Annotated in this window: 22 protein-coding genes and 2 pseudogenes; 11 read left to right on the top strand and 13 right to left on the bottom strand. The window is 55.4% G+C overall.

All coding sequences use genetic code 11. From position 1 onward, the window contains the following. Nucleotides 1-113 precede the first annotated feature (113 nt). From mauJ to FNU76_RS25325, 12 genes are all read right to left on the bottom strand, one after another. Nucleotides 114-1097 carry a methylamine utilization protein MauJ gene (mauJ, locus tag FNU76_RS19085; RefSeq protein ID WP_144279668.1) on the bottom strand — a complete coding sequence of 328 codons (984 nt, stop codon included), beginning with the start codon at nucleotides 1095-1097 and terminating at the stop codon, nucleotides 114-116. Next, entirely contained in the window at nucleotides 1094-1477 is a 384-nt protein-coding gene (locus FNU76_RS19080) for a hypothetical protein (RefSeq protein WP_144279667.1), read from the bottom strand. The genes mauJ and FNU76_RS19080 overlap by 4 nt, the downstream gene beginning before the upstream one ends. A 116-nt stretch (nucleotides 1478-1593) precedes the next feature. Next, nucleotides 1594-2202: a hypothetical protein gene (locus FNU76_RS19075; RefSeq protein ID WP_144279666.1), complete on the bottom strand. Its 609-nt coding sequence runs from the start codon at nucleotides 2200-2202 to the stop codon at nucleotides 1594-1596. Next, complete coding sequence (locus tag FNU76_RS19070; protein ID WP_144279665.1) at nucleotides 2202-2417, bottom strand: hypothetical protein; 216 nt, start codon at nucleotides 2415-2417, stop codon at nucleotides 2202-2204. The genes FNU76_RS19075 and FNU76_RS19070 overlap by 1 nt, the downstream gene beginning before the upstream one ends. Then, nucleotides 2414-2854: a RusA family crossover junction endodeoxyribonuclease gene (locus FNU76_RS19065; protein ID WP_144279664.1), complete on the bottom strand. Its 441-nt coding sequence runs from the start codon at nucleotides 2852-2854 to the stop codon at nucleotides 2414-2416. Before FNU76_RS19065 ends, FNU76_RS19070 begins: the two co-directional genes overlap by 4 nt. A gap of 23 nt (nucleotides 2855-2877) precedes the next feature. Continuing rightward, complete coding sequence (locus FNU76_RS19060) at nucleotides 2878-3093, bottom strand: hypothetical protein (protein ID WP_144279663.1); 216 nt, start codon at nucleotides 3091-3093, stop codon at nucleotides 2878-2880. Further along, entirely contained in the window at nucleotides 3090-3398 is a 309-nt protein-coding gene (locus FNU76_RS19055) for a nuclease domain-containing protein (protein ID WP_144279662.1), read from the bottom strand. Before FNU76_RS19055 ends, FNU76_RS19060 begins: the two co-directional genes overlap by 4 nt. Then, complete coding sequence (locus FNU76_RS19050; RefSeq protein ID WP_223879093.1) at nucleotides 3395-3826, bottom strand: recombination protein NinB; 432 nt, start codon at nucleotides 3824-3826, stop codon at nucleotides 3395-3397. The genes FNU76_RS19055 and FNU76_RS19050 overlap by 4 nt, the downstream gene beginning before the upstream one ends. Further along, on the bottom strand, nucleotides 3823-5208 hold the full coding sequence (gene dnaB, locus FNU76_RS19045; protein WP_179958194.1) for a replicative DNA helicase: 1386 nt from the start codon (nucleotides 5206-5208) through the stop codon (nucleotides 3823-3825). Before dnaB ends, FNU76_RS19050 begins: the two co-directional genes overlap by 4 nt. 5 nt (nucleotides 5209-5213) lie before the next feature. Then, on the bottom strand, nucleotides 5214-6044 hold the full coding sequence (locus tag FNU76_RS19040) for a replication protein (protein ID WP_144279660.1): 831 nt from the start codon (nucleotides 6042-6044) through the stop codon (nucleotides 5214-5216). After that, a complete protein-coding gene (locus FNU76_RS19035; protein WP_143856556.1) occupies nucleotides 6041-6256 on the bottom strand; it encodes a hypothetical protein in 216 nt (71 codons plus the stop codon). Before FNU76_RS19035 ends, FNU76_RS19040 begins: the two co-directional genes overlap by 4 nt. A gap of 233 nt (nucleotides 6257-6489) precedes the next feature. Further along, the gene (locus FNU76_RS25325; protein WP_143856555.1) at nucleotides 6490-6684 is read right to left on the bottom strand and encodes a Cro/CI family transcriptional regulator; all 195 of its coding nucleotides are present in this window, start codon (nucleotides 6682-6684) and stop codon (nucleotides 6490-6492) included. An 81-nt stretch (nucleotides 6685-6765) separates the two neighbouring features. Here FNU76_RS25325 and FNU76_RS19025 point away from each other — a divergent pair, with 81 nt between their 5' ends. The 9 genes and pseudogenes from FNU76_RS19025 (at nucleotide 6766) to FNU76_RS18990 (ending at nucleotide 12581) form a co-directional block, all read left to right on the top strand. Then, complete coding sequence (locus tag FNU76_RS19025; protein WP_143856554.1) at nucleotides 6766-7482, top strand: LexA family transcriptional regulator; 717 nt, start codon at nucleotides 6766-6768, stop codon at nucleotides 7480-7482. A 796-nt stretch (nucleotides 7483-8278) separates the two neighbouring features. After that, nucleotides 8279-8518 carry a hypothetical protein gene (locus tag FNU76_RS19020; RefSeq protein ID WP_144279659.1) on the top strand — a complete coding sequence of 80 codons (240 nt, stop codon included), beginning with the start codon at nucleotides 8279-8281 and terminating at the stop codon, nucleotides 8516-8518. 145 nt (nucleotides 8519-8663) lie between these two features. After that, nucleotides 8664-8810, top strand: a complete 147-nt coding sequence (locus FNU76_RS24180; RefSeq protein WP_179958193.1) for a hypothetical protein — start codon at nucleotides 8664-8666, stop codon at nucleotides 8808-8810. Between the two features lie 18 nt (nucleotides 8811-8828). After that, entirely contained in the window at nucleotides 8829-9326 is a 498-nt protein-coding gene (locus FNU76_RS19015) for a siphovirus Gp157 family protein (RefSeq protein WP_144279658.1), read from the top strand. An 8-nt stretch (nucleotides 9327-9334) separates the two neighbouring features. Continuing rightward, nucleotides 9335-10000: an AAA family ATPase gene (locus FNU76_RS19010; RefSeq protein WP_144279657.1), complete on the top strand. Its 666-nt coding sequence runs from the start codon at nucleotides 9335-9337 to the stop codon at nucleotides 9998-10000. Between the two features lie 20 nt (nucleotides 10001-10020). Further along, nucleotides 10021-10677 (top strand): hypothetical protein, encoded by a 657-nt coding sequence (locus FNU76_RS19005; protein ID WP_144279600.1) that lies wholly within the window; start codon nucleotides 10021-10023, stop codon nucleotides 10675-10677. 180 nt (nucleotides 10678-10857) lie between these two features. Further along, nucleotides 10858-11094: a hypothetical protein gene (locus FNU76_RS19000; protein ID WP_144279656.1), complete on the top strand. Its 237-nt coding sequence runs from the start codon at nucleotides 10858-10860 to the stop codon at nucleotides 11092-11094. 240 nt (nucleotides 11095-11334) lie between these two features. Next, a pseudogene (locus FNU76_RS25320) lies at nucleotides 11335-11475 on the top strand (helix-turn-helix domain-containing protein); the annotation flags it as partial. A 62-nt stretch (nucleotides 11476-11537) separates the two neighbouring features. Then, nucleotides 11538-12581, top strand: a complete 1044-nt coding sequence (locus FNU76_RS18990; protein ID WP_144279654.1) for a tyrosine-type recombinase/integrase — start codon at nucleotides 11538-11540, stop codon at nucleotides 12579-12581. Between the two features lie 299 nt (nucleotides 12582-12880). Here FNU76_RS18990 and FNU76_RS18985 read toward each other — a convergent pair whose 3' ends face one another. Beyond that, complete coding sequence (locus FNU76_RS18985) at nucleotides 12881-13543, bottom strand: SOS response-associated peptidase (protein WP_144279653.1); 663 nt, start codon at nucleotides 13541-13543, stop codon at nucleotides 12881-12883. A gap of 231 nt (nucleotides 13544-13774) precedes the next feature. Between FNU76_RS18985 and FNU76_RS18980 the strand changes: the two genes are divergently transcribed. Beyond that, entirely contained in the window at nucleotides 13775-14509 is a 735-nt protein-coding gene (locus FNU76_RS18980; protein WP_144279652.1) for a hypothetical protein, read from the top strand. 6 nt (nucleotides 14510-14515) lie between these two features. Next, nucleotides 14516-15481: pseudogene (locus FNU76_RS25315) on the top strand (zinc metalloprotease); the annotation flags it as partial. Nucleotides 15482-15625: the final 144 nt, after the last annotated feature.

Raw genomic sequence — 15625 nt, 5'->3', positions numbered from 1 at the left:
AGCCCGCACAGTGTGAACTGAGCGGGCCTAGGCGTGGCTTCCTTCGGAAAGTAGCAAAACTATACCAGCTTTGTACGGGCGGTGGAAGCACTAAATTCCAACCGAGGGAGGGGCTACATAGATTTACTCTTAAGCAACTGGCTAAGAATATTCTCGTGATTCTCCATCTCCAAGCGTGCGCACAATTCACACGTGTGTAATATTAAACTGAATTTATCGATATGATCCGGGTTACTCAAATTAAGGATAGCCCCATCATCTTTTACAAAATGCGCCACATCATTCCTGAAGTACTCCCTTAGTATCTCATCAAAAAACCTTCTTACTGATTTTCCGATATACGGAAGACAATCATCCGGCATATTTTCCGCTTCAGGTACCGCGCAGTTAATTTGATTCAAATTAATTTTTAACTCTTTCGCTTGCTTGTTTGCAGCCGGCCCTAATACTTTAAAAATCCCTTCAAGGATTTTGTAATAGCAAAGGAATTTGTAAAAATCGCTATTTGAATTTTTTGCCTCGCGATACATTGCGTAAATTGGTTCCATTTCAATGTGAACGAGCCGTGCGTGAGGCCTGACTAAAGTCTTGCGATATGGTGAAACATACATGATGGTGGTGCAATTGTTTTTAACATCAAGAATTTTTAATGCCCCAAAGTCTACTGGACAATTTCCGATATAACTTAAGTAATCCAAAAATGGCAAAGCAGCAGTTAGAAACTTACATCTAGCTTCAGTTGCATGGGTTGCATCGCATTTAAAATGTACCGAAGATTTTTCGCCCCTACTATTTGTTTTAAATTTAACCTCCCCAGCCGGGACAGCTATTTTTGTGCCTACTGCAAGATCGGATGTACAGAAATATGACTCACCATCCTCTGGGCCAAAATTACTTCTTATGTTTTCGAACATCCTTGCCGATTTTGAAAGTAGACCTTCAACGGTAAAAGCACGCATAGCTTGATCATTCAGCCGCTCTTCCTCTGTTTTCTGCTCTCCACCTAACGGACCAAGAATACACAACTCACCCTTCACCCCGGGAGGGCCTAGATCTTCTGCTGAGATACTGTCAATTTGAATAGTTTTTTTACTCACGGCACCACGTCCCCTGGGGGCGGAAATTTAGGTGATCTTCGGGGGGTGAAATAATTCACTATAAGTCGCTGCTCAATTAAATCTGAGTCATCTTCTGCTTTCTTGCGAATCTTCCTACTTGCGACCGACGAATTCATAGACATTGTAAAAGCTTCAATTTCGACTTTGAAGCCGCTGCCATATTTTTTTTCTAAAACCGGGAGGATTGCATTCAAAAATTGAATTGCAAGCTCTTCTGATTTTATGTAGGGCATTGCATTCTCACCGCAAAGCCGAAGATTGGCACTCACAAACTTTTCATGGTGAACATGCTGACTGAATAGAGTTAACCCTCCATGTGAAAGGTCAGATTCTATAACTTTTAGGGTGTATAGTTGCATCGAAAATATTCATGACTTCAGATGAGCGATAACACATTTTTTAAGCAAATTCGTCTTTTTGTCAAGATTCTCGCTGGTTCAGTGAAGCTGGGACTCCTTGGTCCCAGCACTCACTTCTAGATTGAAAACGCGACCTCATTTTCTACTATTTCCGGTATAAACCGTTCGAGTAATCGCTCCATGGCCTGATTCTCCAACTCCACCACCCGCCCTCGGACCCGTTTGTAGACATCTGCGAAGGTTGTATGCGCCATCCCAAGCTTGGCTGCCACTTCGCGGTAGCTGCCTTCCACTACACGGCGATCTGAGACGCGCGCGACGATAAGGTCGATGGTGTCGCGGTTGTACCGGCCGAACGACGGCGCCAAGTAGTCCGACAATGCCCGGATTGCCTGGTATCGAACCGGTGAGAACAGGAAGCGGCGCTTGCCGTTTTCCTCGACACGCTCGGCAGGCTCATAGCGGGCCACGATGGCGCAGCGCTCTGCCCACGGCAAATGGTCGTCGACCATCTGACGAATCATGGCGCATTGAGCACGGACTTCAATGCGGTCCAGGCCACTGAAGTCTACCGAGGTGTTCGTCGCGCCGGGTTCTTCCCAGATACCCAGTTCCATCATGATGCGGCGCAGTGCCTTGGTCATGGCGCTTTCCGCGCCGATCTCATAAGCCTGGATGGTGTAGGCGAAATGCAGTGCTTGCGGCACGCTCTTAAAAATTGCCATTAGCGGGCCTCCTTACGTTGTCCATACAGTTCAGTTGCGATATTGCTTAGGTACAGGCGATCCCAGTCGTCGCGGACATCGTCCAGTCGCACCACCAGCACGCCTTGCTTGTGCCAGGCAGCTGCGCGTAGTTGCTTCAGTTCGGCATCGCCGGCCGTGCCGGTCGTAGCGTGCTTAGCCAGGCTGCTGCGGATAGAGTTGTGGGGGATCTTCATGCGGCCCCCACTTCCAGCGTCTGGATGGACACAGCCACACCAGGCAGCTCGCCGTAACGCTTCTGCTTGCGGACTTCAACCACCTGCACGTCATCGCGCCAGGCCACACCGTTGAGCCCGTCAAAGATCGCCTTCTCGACATTGTCGATATCAGGCTTGGTGGTCGGCAGCACGTGACCAGCGAGGGCATGCTCGCGGCGACGCTTGGGCCAGGAGCGCGGTACCGAGACTGTAATGCGTATGGTCACGGCGACGGCCCCATCGATAGGTGCCGCGCCATTCATTGCTTGCGAAGCGCAATGGGCGACTAGGCCCTCATACGCGACGGTCTTCTCCGGGGTCTTGATGCCGGCCTTCTTGCCCCACCGCACGATACGACCGCGGCCCTTGCCTTGTGGCTCGCCAGGAACGGTAAAACTCAGTGTCTTCAAATCCATAGTTCTTTCTATTGTTGTCGGGTTCATGCCCATTGCGGTCCCATTTTCGGGAGGCTGACCGCATAGCCGGTTTCTGTGAAGGCACCGCACCGAACTGCCCAGGCGGTCGGATTGGGCGGCCCGGCGAGCGCGCCTGGCAGGTAGGGCGTGCCGTCCGCTTTGCACACCCGGCCGCGCAGGATGGCGCCGCAATTGGCGAAGGCCGATAGCTCGGCGCAGCGGCGGCAATCCGGACTCATCCGGCCACCTTGACCAGACCCAACGCCACCCACCGCCGCAAGGTCCGGCTTTGGGCGCGGCGCAGATACCAATCCTTTTCGCCCGGTGCGAAGGCATGCCGTGCCCGGCCGTCGATGGCGTCATGGCATTCCCAGCAGCCGAATGCAGCGCTGATGTCATCCGCCTTCAAACCCATCCCGTGGCTTTCATCCGGCAGGTGGCATAACACCACCGTGTCGGTACGCCCCTGGCATACGCCTGCGATCTGGAAGGTGCAGTCTTCGCCCTGGGCACTGCTGCGCAGTTTCTTGCTGTGGATGCTCATCGGCCGGCCTCCACCATCCAGGCCGGCGCGGACCAGCGCACATTGCGCTCTGACCCGAAGGCGTACATCAACTCGAACATATCGCTGAACCAGCGCTTCGATTGCCGCCGCGTGGACACACCTAGGACGACGAAGCCGCCGCCTTCCAGGGCGGGCACCACGCGTTGCTTTTCCAAGGCCGACGAAAAGACGTGCTTCCACTCCTCGGCAGTCAGCCACTGGCCGTACCACTCCACCTGGCGAGCGATGTCGGCCAACATGGCCCACATCTTTTCGTTCTGCTCGCTGCTGCGGGCGTCGCCGGCCTCCACCCTCAGGCGGGCCACCACGCCAGCATCGACCAGCCCCTTCACCTGCTGCCACACCCGCAGCATGACGGGGCGCAGAGCCACTTCCGCCAGGACGCGGTATTCCATGCGATCGCTCATGCGAAGCCCCCTTTGCGTGCTGCCGGCTTCGGTTGCTCCGGGGCCGTCCAACCCGGCGACAGATTGCGGAAGCGGCTGTATTGGCCCTCGAACACTGCTCGCACCCACTTGCCCGACTCGCCCATGCGCTGCTTGGCGATACCGATCTCGGCCACGCCCTTGTAGGGTGAATCCGGCTGGTAGTACTCGTCACGGTAGGCGAACAGGATCGTGTCGGCGTCCTGCTCGATGGAGCCCGACTCGCGCAGGTCGGCCATCTGCGGGTGCTTGTCCATGCGCTCTTCCACCTTGCGCGAGAGCTGGGACAGGGCAATCACCGGGCAGCGCATCTCCTTGGCCAGCGCCTTAAGGCCGCCGCTGATCTTGGTGATTTCGTTGACGCGGTTCTCCGTGCCGGGGTGCTGCATCAATTGCAGGTAATCCACCACGATCAGCCCTAGGCCGCCGTTCTTGCGACGCAACTTGCGACACTTGGCACGCACCTGGGCAACCGTCAGCGCCGGGCGGAAATCGATTTCCAGCGTCAGCGCATCGATCTTGCTCAGCGCGGCCACCATGCCGTAGCGCTCGTCTTCGGTCAGGTCGGCGCGCATCAGCCCACCCAGGTTCACGCTGCCCAGGCTGGCGATTTGCCGCATGCCCAATTGTTCGCGGCCCATCTCCATGCTGAAGACCACCACCGGGGCGCGTTCGGCCAGCCGCTCGGCGATGTTCATCGCCAGCACGGTCTTACCCATACCGGGCCGGCCGGCAACGATCACCAAGTCGCCATCGCGGAAACCGCCACCCAGTGCGGCATCCAGCTCGGCAATGCCGGTTTGCACGCCTCGTGGTGTGTCGCCAGCCTCCAGCGTTGCCTGGATTTCCAGCATGGCGCTGTGCGCCGCTTGAGCGGCTGTCAGGGTGTCGGCATCGCAGGCATCGGTATCCGCCAGCGACTCGATCTGCGCCGCAACGCTTTGCAGTACCTCGGTCGGCGAATGCTCCCAGTCGCCTGCTTCCAGCCGTTCGACCAGTGAGGAGGCTGCCGAGATACCACCGCGCATCATGGCCTTTTCGACGATGATCTCGGCGTAGCGCTTCACGTTGGCCGAGCCCACCGAGTTGCGCACCAGCGAGGAAAACCAAGCCAGACCGCCCAGCTCATCGAGTTCGCCGCGCCGTTCCAGCACTTCCGCCACGGTCACCACATCGATGGGCCGGTTGTCGTGGAACAGGCCTAGCATCACGGTGTAGACCAGGGCGCATTCCGGCACGAAGAAATGGCGCGGCAGCAGTTGGTCGGCAATGCGGTCCAGGGCATAACTGTCGATCAGCAGACCAGCAATCAAGGCCTGTTCGCTGTGCTCGCTGTACAGCACCGGCAGTGGGGGAAAGGTCATGTCGCTCATTCGCCCACCCCATGCACCGCAGCCGCTTGCTTGCCAGCGGTGGTCAGGTACTTCTCACCCTGCTGGTTTTCCGCCCACAGCCGGTACCAGTCAGCACGAACGCACAGCCGGAAGGCAGCACGCCAGTCTTTGTAGGTCTTCACGCCGTCCGAGTGACGGTCACGGAATTCGCACCAGCAGAGACGCAGGAAATCTCTCGGTATGCCAGCCTGCTCGGCGTACTGGAACACCGAGTCGCCTTCAGGAATCGGCGTCTCGCCAGCAGCCTTGGTCGCCTCCAACCAGGCACGCATCGTTTGCTCGGCTCGCTTCTGCCGTGGCGCTTTTTTGGCTGGGGGGACTACAGGGGGTAGTACTTGTCTATTGGAGTTGTCTATTGTGGGGGGGAATTCACCACGAATAGACGTGGGAATTTCACACGAACGTGGGGATTTCTGGGTAGAACGTGGGGATTCACCACGAACGAGATTCCAGCCCGATATATCAAGGTTTGGCGCGATTTCGGTACCAATCGCACGACGTTGGCCGCGCACGATCATCCCCATGGATTCCAGGGTCATCAGGGCGCGACGAACGTCACCCTCGTCCATGGCGACCATCTCGGCCAGTTGGGTGGTGGCGATGAAGTCCGAGGACTTGTTGTAGCCCACGGTCTTGCGCAGGATGGCGCGGAAGACCCGCTCCTGCTGCTTGCTCAAAGGCGAGCGCAACAGGGCATCCTCGACCGCAGTCGGGATGGCGACAAAGCTATGCTGAATGCGAGTCTCCTCCACCGGCACAACGGCCTTGGCAGCGCGGTAATCGACCAGGCGAACAACGCTGCTCATCGTGCGATCCTTTCCGCCCAAAACGCAGCCATGCGCTGACGCTGTTCAGGCGAGCGCGCCCGGATTTCGCCCAGGAAGCGGCTTTGTACGCGGCGAGCAGCCACGATGTCGCCAGCGGTATAGGCGGCTGCCATCAACGCACGGAAGCGGTCGATACGGCGTTCGCGCAGCCAGTCGGCGATACGCTGGTGCAATTGCTTAAGTTGATTCATAATTTCCTTCGTTCTTGCTCGAACATGAAGCCCCGCACCTAGGCGCGCTAACGCCTGCGGGGCTTTACCTTTTCTGCTGCGTACCAGCAGCACCTCAATCCGCTCACCTAAGGCGGCACCGTTAAATGTTCATGCGCGGGTTACCTCGAACGTATTTTGTTTGGGGAGTACGCCCTACACTGCGGCGTATGGCTTGGAGCGGCGAAAGCCGGCCCCAGAGTAAGTGCGCGGACTTATGCGACCTGACGCACCTTGCGCTCTGCTTTCCACCACCCGCGCAGTACGTCAGGTCGTAGCCGGGCAATGCGCCCGATGGCCGAGTCAGGGATGTCTTCGGACCACTGCGTCACGGCAGGCTGTGAGATGCCCAAGGTCCGGGCTGTTTGAGAGGCGCCACCAAGGAGAGAGAAGACGAATGCTTTTTTCATGACGTAACTATAAGTGAATTTACACGTATAGTCAAAGTATGTATAAGCACAAAATTGAAATTACTTGGTAAGCTTGCTTATATGAGCACTCTACTTAAAGATCGGATTTCCGAAGCCCTGCTACTCGCAGGGCTGGACCAGTCCGAGTTAGCCCGACGAATCGGCGTCTCATCAGTTGCAGTCAATGGCTGGTGTACAGGCGCAACCAAGTCCATCAAAGGGGAGAACCTGCTGAAGGCCGCCATGCACTTGAATGTGCACCCGATTTGGCTGGCGACCGGCAAGGGGGAGCGCTCCCCACATGGGCAAGGCAATATCAGTACGGAACCACGCCCCATCCGTACCTTTGAAGACGGGGATCCTTTAGAAGAAGACGAAGTGGAAGTAGCGAGATTGACGTTAAAAGCTTCTGCCGGCGGTGGCCGGCTTCAGTGGGAAATAGATACCAAAGGCACGCCCAACCGGTTCCGTAAGGGCTGGTGTAACCGTAAGGGCTTTGACCCAACCAAGTTGGTCACTATCATGGCAGACGGGGACAGCATGTCGCCCGCAGTGCAAGACTGCGCCTCGGTGACCATCAATACGGCCGATGTCAATGCTCGGAATGGCAATGTGTACGCCATCGATTACCAGGGCCAGTTCTATATCAAGCGCATCTTCATGGAAGCCGATGGCTCGGTCCGAATCAGTTCGGACAATCCAGACAAGATTCGACATCCAGACTGGCATGTCAATAAAGGCAACGGGGATGCATTGCGCATCCTCGGACGAGCAGTACAGGTGCAAAACGACATATAGCCCCCATCCGCCTATCTTGGCGGGCAACGATCCCACTTCCTAACTCAGCAGCCCGCCCTTTTGGCGGGCTTTTTGTTGCTCGTTCAGCTCAGTCGGCAGCGTACCTAGGCATGGCAATATTTACTTACAGACCGCTTATACCACTAACTTACAAATCACTTGCATCAAAATGTAAGTGCGCTTACAGTACACTCTGTCGAGCCGATGCACGCCACGTCACCGGCTCCAGAGGCCCAGCGCCGCCCGATCTTTAACAACGCAGCAGGAAATCACGCCACGGTCTCAAACCGATGCGATGCACAGCCGGAAGCGCAAGAGCGGGCCGGCGGGTAGATGGGTATCACGCCCTTAGCGCAGATGAGGTAGCAGACACGTGGAAGGCGCCAGCCGGTGGCGCGAGATCACCGGACGTGTCGCCCAGCCACCGTAAGGCTGAGGGTGCCGCGCTTCACACGATAAGCGCACAAGCGAACCGATTGGATCACTGCCAGATAGTCGGTTGTCTTGTTTCATGGAAAAGTCCCTCCACCATGGCACATGGGGCGCCGTTAGGCGGGAGAAACGCGACGCAGCCGCGAATGTGCCTAAGCTGCTGACCACCCGGAAAGTCGGGTGCCTTCAAGCCCGGGAATTGGGCTGCCACGTCCGGTCGGAAGCCTTGTGTGGCAGTAAATGCTGGCCAGTTCCCGGCCTTGAGGGCCGCCCCTCAACCTTTTGCCTCGGACGCCTGGTAACACAGGCGTTTTTCGCCGCCCGCTGCGCCTGCAGTGCGCGGCGATTTTTTTGGAGTCCTTGCTTGCTGTCATTTACCCGATTCGTCCTCTACCGGGGCGTCGAACTGGAAGTTACCTACGACTACGCACCACCGGAAGCACGCAGCGCCTTCTATCCCGGTTGTGCCGAGGAATACATCACCACGCGTGCCATGGCAGGCGACGTCAACATCCTGCCGCTGCTGAACGAGGAACAGATCCTCGAAATCGAACAGGTGCTGGGCCAGCGCGAGGACGATTACTGCTGGCGGATGGCTGCATGAGCGCCAGGCATGAACCAAGCTGGTACAGCCGTTGCACGGCTTGCAACAACATAGGCGATGCCCTGGGGCGCGGATATCTGGACTGCACCCATTGCGACAGCGCCTACATCACTGCGGGCTACCTGGCTCGCCAGAAAGCCCCTCAATGATCCCACCCTCTACCAGCCGCCCAGGGCTGGAACCTTCCCCTGCCGAGCCCCCACCGCAAGCCTGGCAAATCGCTGCCTGGGCCTGCCTATGGTTGGTCGGCTGGGTCGGCTTATCCGCCCTGGTCAGCTGGCTCGAACCGTGACTTTCTAAAAGGAGATGCATGACCGCTTTATACGTACTAGCCAAGGAATACCGCACTGCGGCGGAGAAGCTCGCCGACCTAGATCTACCGCCGGAAATGATCGCCGACACCCTCGAAGGCTTAGCCGGCGCCCTGGAACACAAAGCGACCAACGTCGCCATGTTCATTCGCAACCTCGAAGCCAATGTCGAAGCCATCAAGGGTGCCGAGAAACAAATGGCGGAGCGCCGCCGCGCGATGGAAAGCCGGGCCGAGAACCTGCGCGACTATCTCAAGGGCGCGATGCAGGCGACCCAAATCAGCGTGATCGAAAGCCCCTACTTCAAGGTGGCGATCCGCAGCAATCCGGAAAGCGTGGTGATCGATGCCACCAGCCAGATCCCGGCCGAGTTTATGCGCCGACCCGATCCCCCGCCGGCCCAGCCCGACAAGAAGCTGATCGCCGAAGCCATCAAAGCCGGCCGCGATGTGCCCGGTGCCCACCTGGCGCGCGGTCAGCGCCTCGATATCCGATAAGGAAGCCCATGAGTATTGCCACCATCGTCCTGGGCGAATCCGGGACGGGTAAGACCTATAGCCTGCGCGACCTTGATCCCGCACAAACGCTGTTGATCCAGGCCGTGCGCAAGCCCTTGCCATTCCGAGCGATGGGCTGGGCGCGCATGGACAGAGAGAAGAAACAACCCGGCAATATCTTCGTCAGCGACTTCAGCGCTCGCATCATCAACCTGATGCAGAAGACCAGCCGCAAGATCATCGTGCTGGACGACTTCCAATATGTGCTGGCGAACGAGTTCATGCGGAGATCCAACGAGAGGGGGTTCGACAAGTACACCGAGATCGGCCGGCACGCCTGGGACATCCTCACCGTCGCGAACAACCTGCCCGACGACGTCCGGGTCTACATCCTTGCTCATACGCAAAACGACGAATACGGCCGCGTGAAGATGAAGACCATCGGCAAGCTGCTGGACGACAAAATCACCCTGGAAGGCTTGTTCACCATCGTGCTGCGCACCGTGGTGACGGATCGCCGCTTCCAATTCAGCACGATCAACAACGGTAGCGACACGGTCAAGGCGCCGCCCGACATGTTCCCCGACCAACTGATCGACAACGACCTGGCTGCTGTGGATACCTGCCTATGCGACTACTACGGCATTTCGACCACGCATGCACCCGCTGCCTAATACTCCAATAAGGAATCTGCATGACCCGTTCTTATAATCTCGACACCAAGGCCGCCGAAAAGGCCGATGCGAAATCCAGCCGCATCCAAACCACGGGCGAGTATATCGGCGCCTTTAAATACGCCATTGCGGTCAAATCCAGCCGCACCGGTACCGAAGGTATCGAACTGCATTTCGAGGATACCGATAAGCAAGAGGCGCGCATTACGCTGTGGACGGCCAAGGCCAGTGGCGAAATGCTCACAGGCAATAATGTGCTGCACGCCATCATGACGTGCCTATCCCTACGTGGCATCCAGGCCACGCGGCAGACAATCGAGCTATACGATCACAAGGCCGGCGCCAAGGTGCCGAAGGATGTGGAAACCTATCCCGACCTGGCCGGCAAGCGCATCGGCCTGCTGCTGCAACTAGCGCCCGAGGAATACCTTGATCAAGCGCAAGAAATTAAGGTCGCCAACCGGATAGATCTGTACAGCGTCTTCAACCCGGATACCCGCATGCTGGCCTCCGAGATTCTGCGCCGGGCACCCAAGGCCGAGATGCTTGATCGAATGAAGGCCTCGCTCAAGGACAAGGCGCTCAAAAAGCTGTCGGTGGGCAAGAGCAATGCTCCCCAGGCCGGTCCGGCTAGCGGCGGTGGCTTTGATGATTTTGAAGATGACATCCCATTCTGACGCCCTCTCAAAGACCGAAATCCGTCCGTAATTCGCCGATTAGCCTGAAAAGGACTACGGCGTAGGCGGATTGGTCATCTCCCTTCACCAAGCCCCCACAGCCCGAAAAGCTGGGGGCTTTTTCCTGCCCGGACGAGATTGCGTGCCGGTGTCGGGATACCCAAATCAGGAAGCTACCCCATGTATATAGACCTCAGCCCGCTGTCCGGTGGTCAATCGGACGACGACGCCTTGATCAATCTGGAATTCCATAACGCCAACCTGGCAGTACGGGCGGATATCGCCGAAATGCACCTGAAAGCCCTTCAGCGCGATACCGCAATCGCTATCGCCGCACTACGCCGCATTGCTAACGCGGACGTGGCGCCGGTAGCAGTCGTGGCTGCCGATGCACTCCGCCAAATGGTAACGGTCTAGCGACGTAGCCGATGAACACGGAGAAACCATTGAACAGAACGAATACCAGGCCACTTTTAGTTGCCGCATTGCAGATTGGGAGCAGCGTGACTGCCGCCGACTTGGCGCATTGCCTGCGCCTCGACATGAAGGCTGTTGTCGTGGAGCTGCAGGCGATGACAGCGGAGGGAACGGTCGTCGTTGAGTCCATTCGCGGCTTGCCTGACCGGTACAGCCTTCGTAGAGGAGGGAGGGGCATCGATGCGGACCTACACGCTTGAGCAGGCCGCAGCACTGGCGCAATGCCACCCAGAGACCCTGCGGCACAAAATCAAAGCATCCGAGGCGCCGGGCCGTAAGGTTGGCCGTGCCTACGTTATTTTAGAGACCGACCTTGCAGCATATCTCCGGGGAGATTACATTCCCGGCGCGCGGCAAGCGACGGCACACAGGGATACCCCTTCATGTCGATTTACAAGCAAAAGAAATCCGGAAACTGGCACATTAGGTTTGTCGCACCAGACGGCACTTACGTTAGACACTCTGCTCGCTCAGCCGACGAGAAGCAGGCGCGTGAGTACCACGACCGGCTGAAGGCCGAGTTATGGAGGGTGCATCAGATTGGCGATAGGCCAATACGTTCTTTTGATGACGCGGCTGTCCGTTGGCTACAGGAGAAGGCGCACAAAAAATCGTTGAATGATGACAAGATCATCATTCGATGGTGGCGACCTTTTTTTGAAGGGATGGCGTTGCATGCCATCAAAAGTTCGTACATCCAAGAGTCGATTCAAAAGCACACCGGCAAGGCGGGCACGAAGAACAAGCACCTTGCGATCTTACGAGCAATGCTGCGGAAAGCCGAGCGAGAGTGGGATTGGATTGAAAGGGCGCCTGCAGTCAAGCTTTTCCCGGTGCCAAAGGGACGTGTGCGATGGCTGACCAAGGAGCGCGTGCAAGCCTTGATCAAAGAATTACCGGTGCATCAACGCGCATATGTTGTCTTTGCGCTGGCAACTGGTTTACGTCAAGCCAACGTTTTAGGCTTGCGGTGGGATCGTGTGGACTTGGACAGGCGCGTTGCCTGGGTAGATGGTGAGGAGTTCAAGAATGGCGAGAACCACGGCATTCCGTTGAACGAAACAGCGATTCAAGTGTTGAGGTCGCGGGCCGGTCAACATGAAACCCATGTGTTTTGCTGGCGGGGGAACCCCATCAAGCAAGCCAATACGAAGGCGTGGCGTGCTGCACTGAAGCGGGCTGGCATCGACAACTTCCGTTGGCATGACTTACGCCATGTTTCTGCATCGTGGCTTGTTCAGGACGGCACCCCGATTTATGCGCTACAGGAGATTTTTGGATGGAAGTCGCAAGAGATGGCCAGGCGCTACGCTCACCTGGCGCCACAGCATTTAGCAGAACATGCCGCGAAGCTCGACGACATGCTACAGCATAGTTTTAGCATACCCGAGAAAAAGGCCACCCGGAAAGGTGGCCTAAGTCTTTGATTTATTGGTGCCGATGATCGGAATCGAACTGACGACCTTCGCATTACGAACGCGACGGGCTTCAAGATCTGGTTCGTAAGCTATTGATTTGTAAATATGATTTGGCGTTTGCCGCGTTCATTTCCTGCTGAAATCTGCCCTGCACGGCCTCAGTCAAACCTATTCATGACGAGTTTCTGTCAGAGGCTTCAGACCGACCCACACGACAGCAAAACAGTGAGCTGTGAAAGTATCCCGCAGTTCAGTGGCTTCAATCGGCTTGCGGCTCCACACATGCGGTCACATGTGAAATTGGACAGTCAGTCCGCCTCTACGACCTCCATTGGCCCGACAGGCACCAGCGCCTTTGGTGAATCAACCGGCGTGATCTGTAAACCAGCATGCAGCTTAGGCAGCATCAGCGACTGAAAGATCTCGGGATGCTTCCATGTTGGGTCCAGCCATGCGTCAAAGTCAGCCAGCTGCAGGATGAGCGGAAGGCTCTTGTCGTGGATATGCGACAGCCCAGCATGCGGCGGACACGTAATGATGGTGTATGCCGGGACAAGTTCTTCACCAAAGGCATACACCTGATACAAGCCACCGAAGGCCAGCGCCCCATCCAGTGGCTTCAGTTCGTAGCACTGCTTCCCTACCCATTCATGCCAACCGCTGGTTGGGATAATGGCGCGTTGGGAGGTGTATAGCCTACGCCAAAGCTTGCTAGTGCCTAGTCGGTCACTTCGAGCGTTGAATGTCTTGAAGTCGGGGTGGGGCCGATAGCCGCTACCCTCCGGCTTGGGCTGAATCAACGCTGACCAGATGCCGTCGAGAAGTTGGCGCTCCCCATCTCGTTGAACGACAAACTGCCCCTGTCCGCCTGGGGCGATATTTTTCCTTGTGTCTGGGTAAAGCTTTATACCCAGCGTGGCACAAAGTTCGCGCACGTTAGGATTGTCGATGACGTTGTAGCGGCCGCACATGCTTAGACCATAGAGTATGTCGAGGCCATTCGTTAGGTGGACGGCTGTTCGCCCCTTACTACTCCCATCATCGCGAGACGTTAGACAAGGTCTGCTATTGCAGTGAGAATTAGAAAACTCTTAACTATTGCGGATTTCCCTAGTTGGCGACAGCAGGTATCATGCCCGGGCCTTCTCATTGGATTGGGTAAGTGCACAGCTGGACAGCAAAAAACTAATCAGGAGAGAAAATTGTTAAAAGGGAAAATTGCGTCAATGGCCGCATCGCGTCTTTTCCAATACGGTGCAGCGTTTGGGCTGACAATATGTTCGTCACTTGCCAGTTCAGTGCCATCAGTTAAGCCTGATGTGAGCGAGATTGGAACACCATTTCAAACAGATGTGTGGTCGGGCGAGGAAGCAAAAGTACATCCAAGTCTGCGCGAACAGGTTGCATGCTCGAAACATATCGTTTCAGCCAAATTAAAAAATGTTCGTTACTTTCATGGCTCAAGCCTTTATGAAGGCAGGGATATAAAAAACAGCAATATTACTAGCGGCTTCAGAATGATTTATGGTGCATTTGAAATTAATGATGTGCTTAAATCATCCACAATGAAGCCAAAGCAAGAGATTATTATTGAACTGCCTTTCCCTGAATTTTATTTAGAGCGCAAATGGGGGTTTGACAAGCCTAAAGGCGTTGACTTTGCGGGGCGCGAAAAATGGTTAATGCCTTTTTTTGAAAAGGAAAATGTATTTTTCCTTGAGGAACGTAAGGAGCTGAGTCTGTTGCAGCTTTCTGGTGAGTTTACAGAGGTGGGGTTTTTCCCCTTTAGTGTTAGCTATTGGGACGGGATAACCCCAGCGGAAGGTCAAAAAAATGTGGCACAAGAAATTATAGAGCAAAAAGGTAAAAATACATCCTCGGCTTGCAAAAAGTACGTGGCTCGCTATCTTAAAACTCATAGATTATTCGCTCTCTAATTCCTCATGACAATCGATTACACCCGAAAAACATTAAACCCACTCTTTCAACCGGGCGCACGGATTTCCTACGCCTTTATGTCTAGCTTGCCCACTTTTTATTCAGGCATGCTAACACGGTCACAGGCAAGCCAATTTCAAACATTCACGGCTGCGCAGCAAGCAATAGTCACCGACCTTTTGAATACGATTTCAAAGTATCTGAATGTCACTTTTGTGCAAAAATCTGATGCGAACACTGCCAGTATTCGGTTCGGTACGATACGCCCCCGGTTTTTTATCAAAGAATGGGGAGCCTCGATGTTAAAGTCAGCGGGCTTTGCCGACAAGCAAGAACGATGGGACTATTACAACATCATCATGGATGATCGTGCTTACGAGCGACCGTGGACTGAACCACTATGGAAGGCAAATGTTCTCCATGAAATACTTCATGCACTAGGCGAGTCGCATACCAATGAAGCAGACGACCATATAAAATTATTGTCTAATGAAAATTCATCTGCCATCGTCTCGGTCATGACGGATGTTTCACCATACGCGATAGCTCCGCTGGATCTTAATCTGCAGATTCTACAGAAATATTACGGTATCAGTCGCACTGGCTTTCAGGGTGACACCACCTATCAATTTGTGGATGGAGATTTACCCGGGAATATCGACAACAAAATATCCATAAACACAAGAAAGGCCATCTGGGACCCTTACGGTCAAAATCATATTGATTTTAGCCAGCTGGGAAATGCTGGAGGACAGGCGAGCAGGATTAATATCGACTTATCCGTAATGCCCGGTTCAGCGGGGGAAATCGCTATTCTAATGACTGCTAAACAGACGCGGTCCATTCTCGTTTCTTCCGGCAGTAAAATCTACAATGTCATTGGCAGCGGCGGTGCTGATGATGTTACTGGAAACGGATTTGATAATATCATCGACGGCGGGAAAGGTGATGATACGCTCAAGGGCGGTACAGGCGCGGATACTTACATCATCAAAGCCGGCGAAGGCAATGACGTTATTACGGACAATGAAACCAGTGGGAATGTAAATTTCCTAGGCAAGGTATTGCGTGGTGGAACGCGTGAAGCCCGCAATGGTAGCTTTGTCAGCGAATCC

The sequence above is a fragment of the Chitinimonas arctica genome (assembly GCF_007431345.1).
Classification (GTDB): Bacteria; Pseudomonadota; Gammaproteobacteria; order Burkholderiales; family Chitinimonadaceae; genus Chitinimonas; species Chitinimonas arctica.
This window is presented reverse-complemented; position numbering and strand designations above follow the sequence as displayed.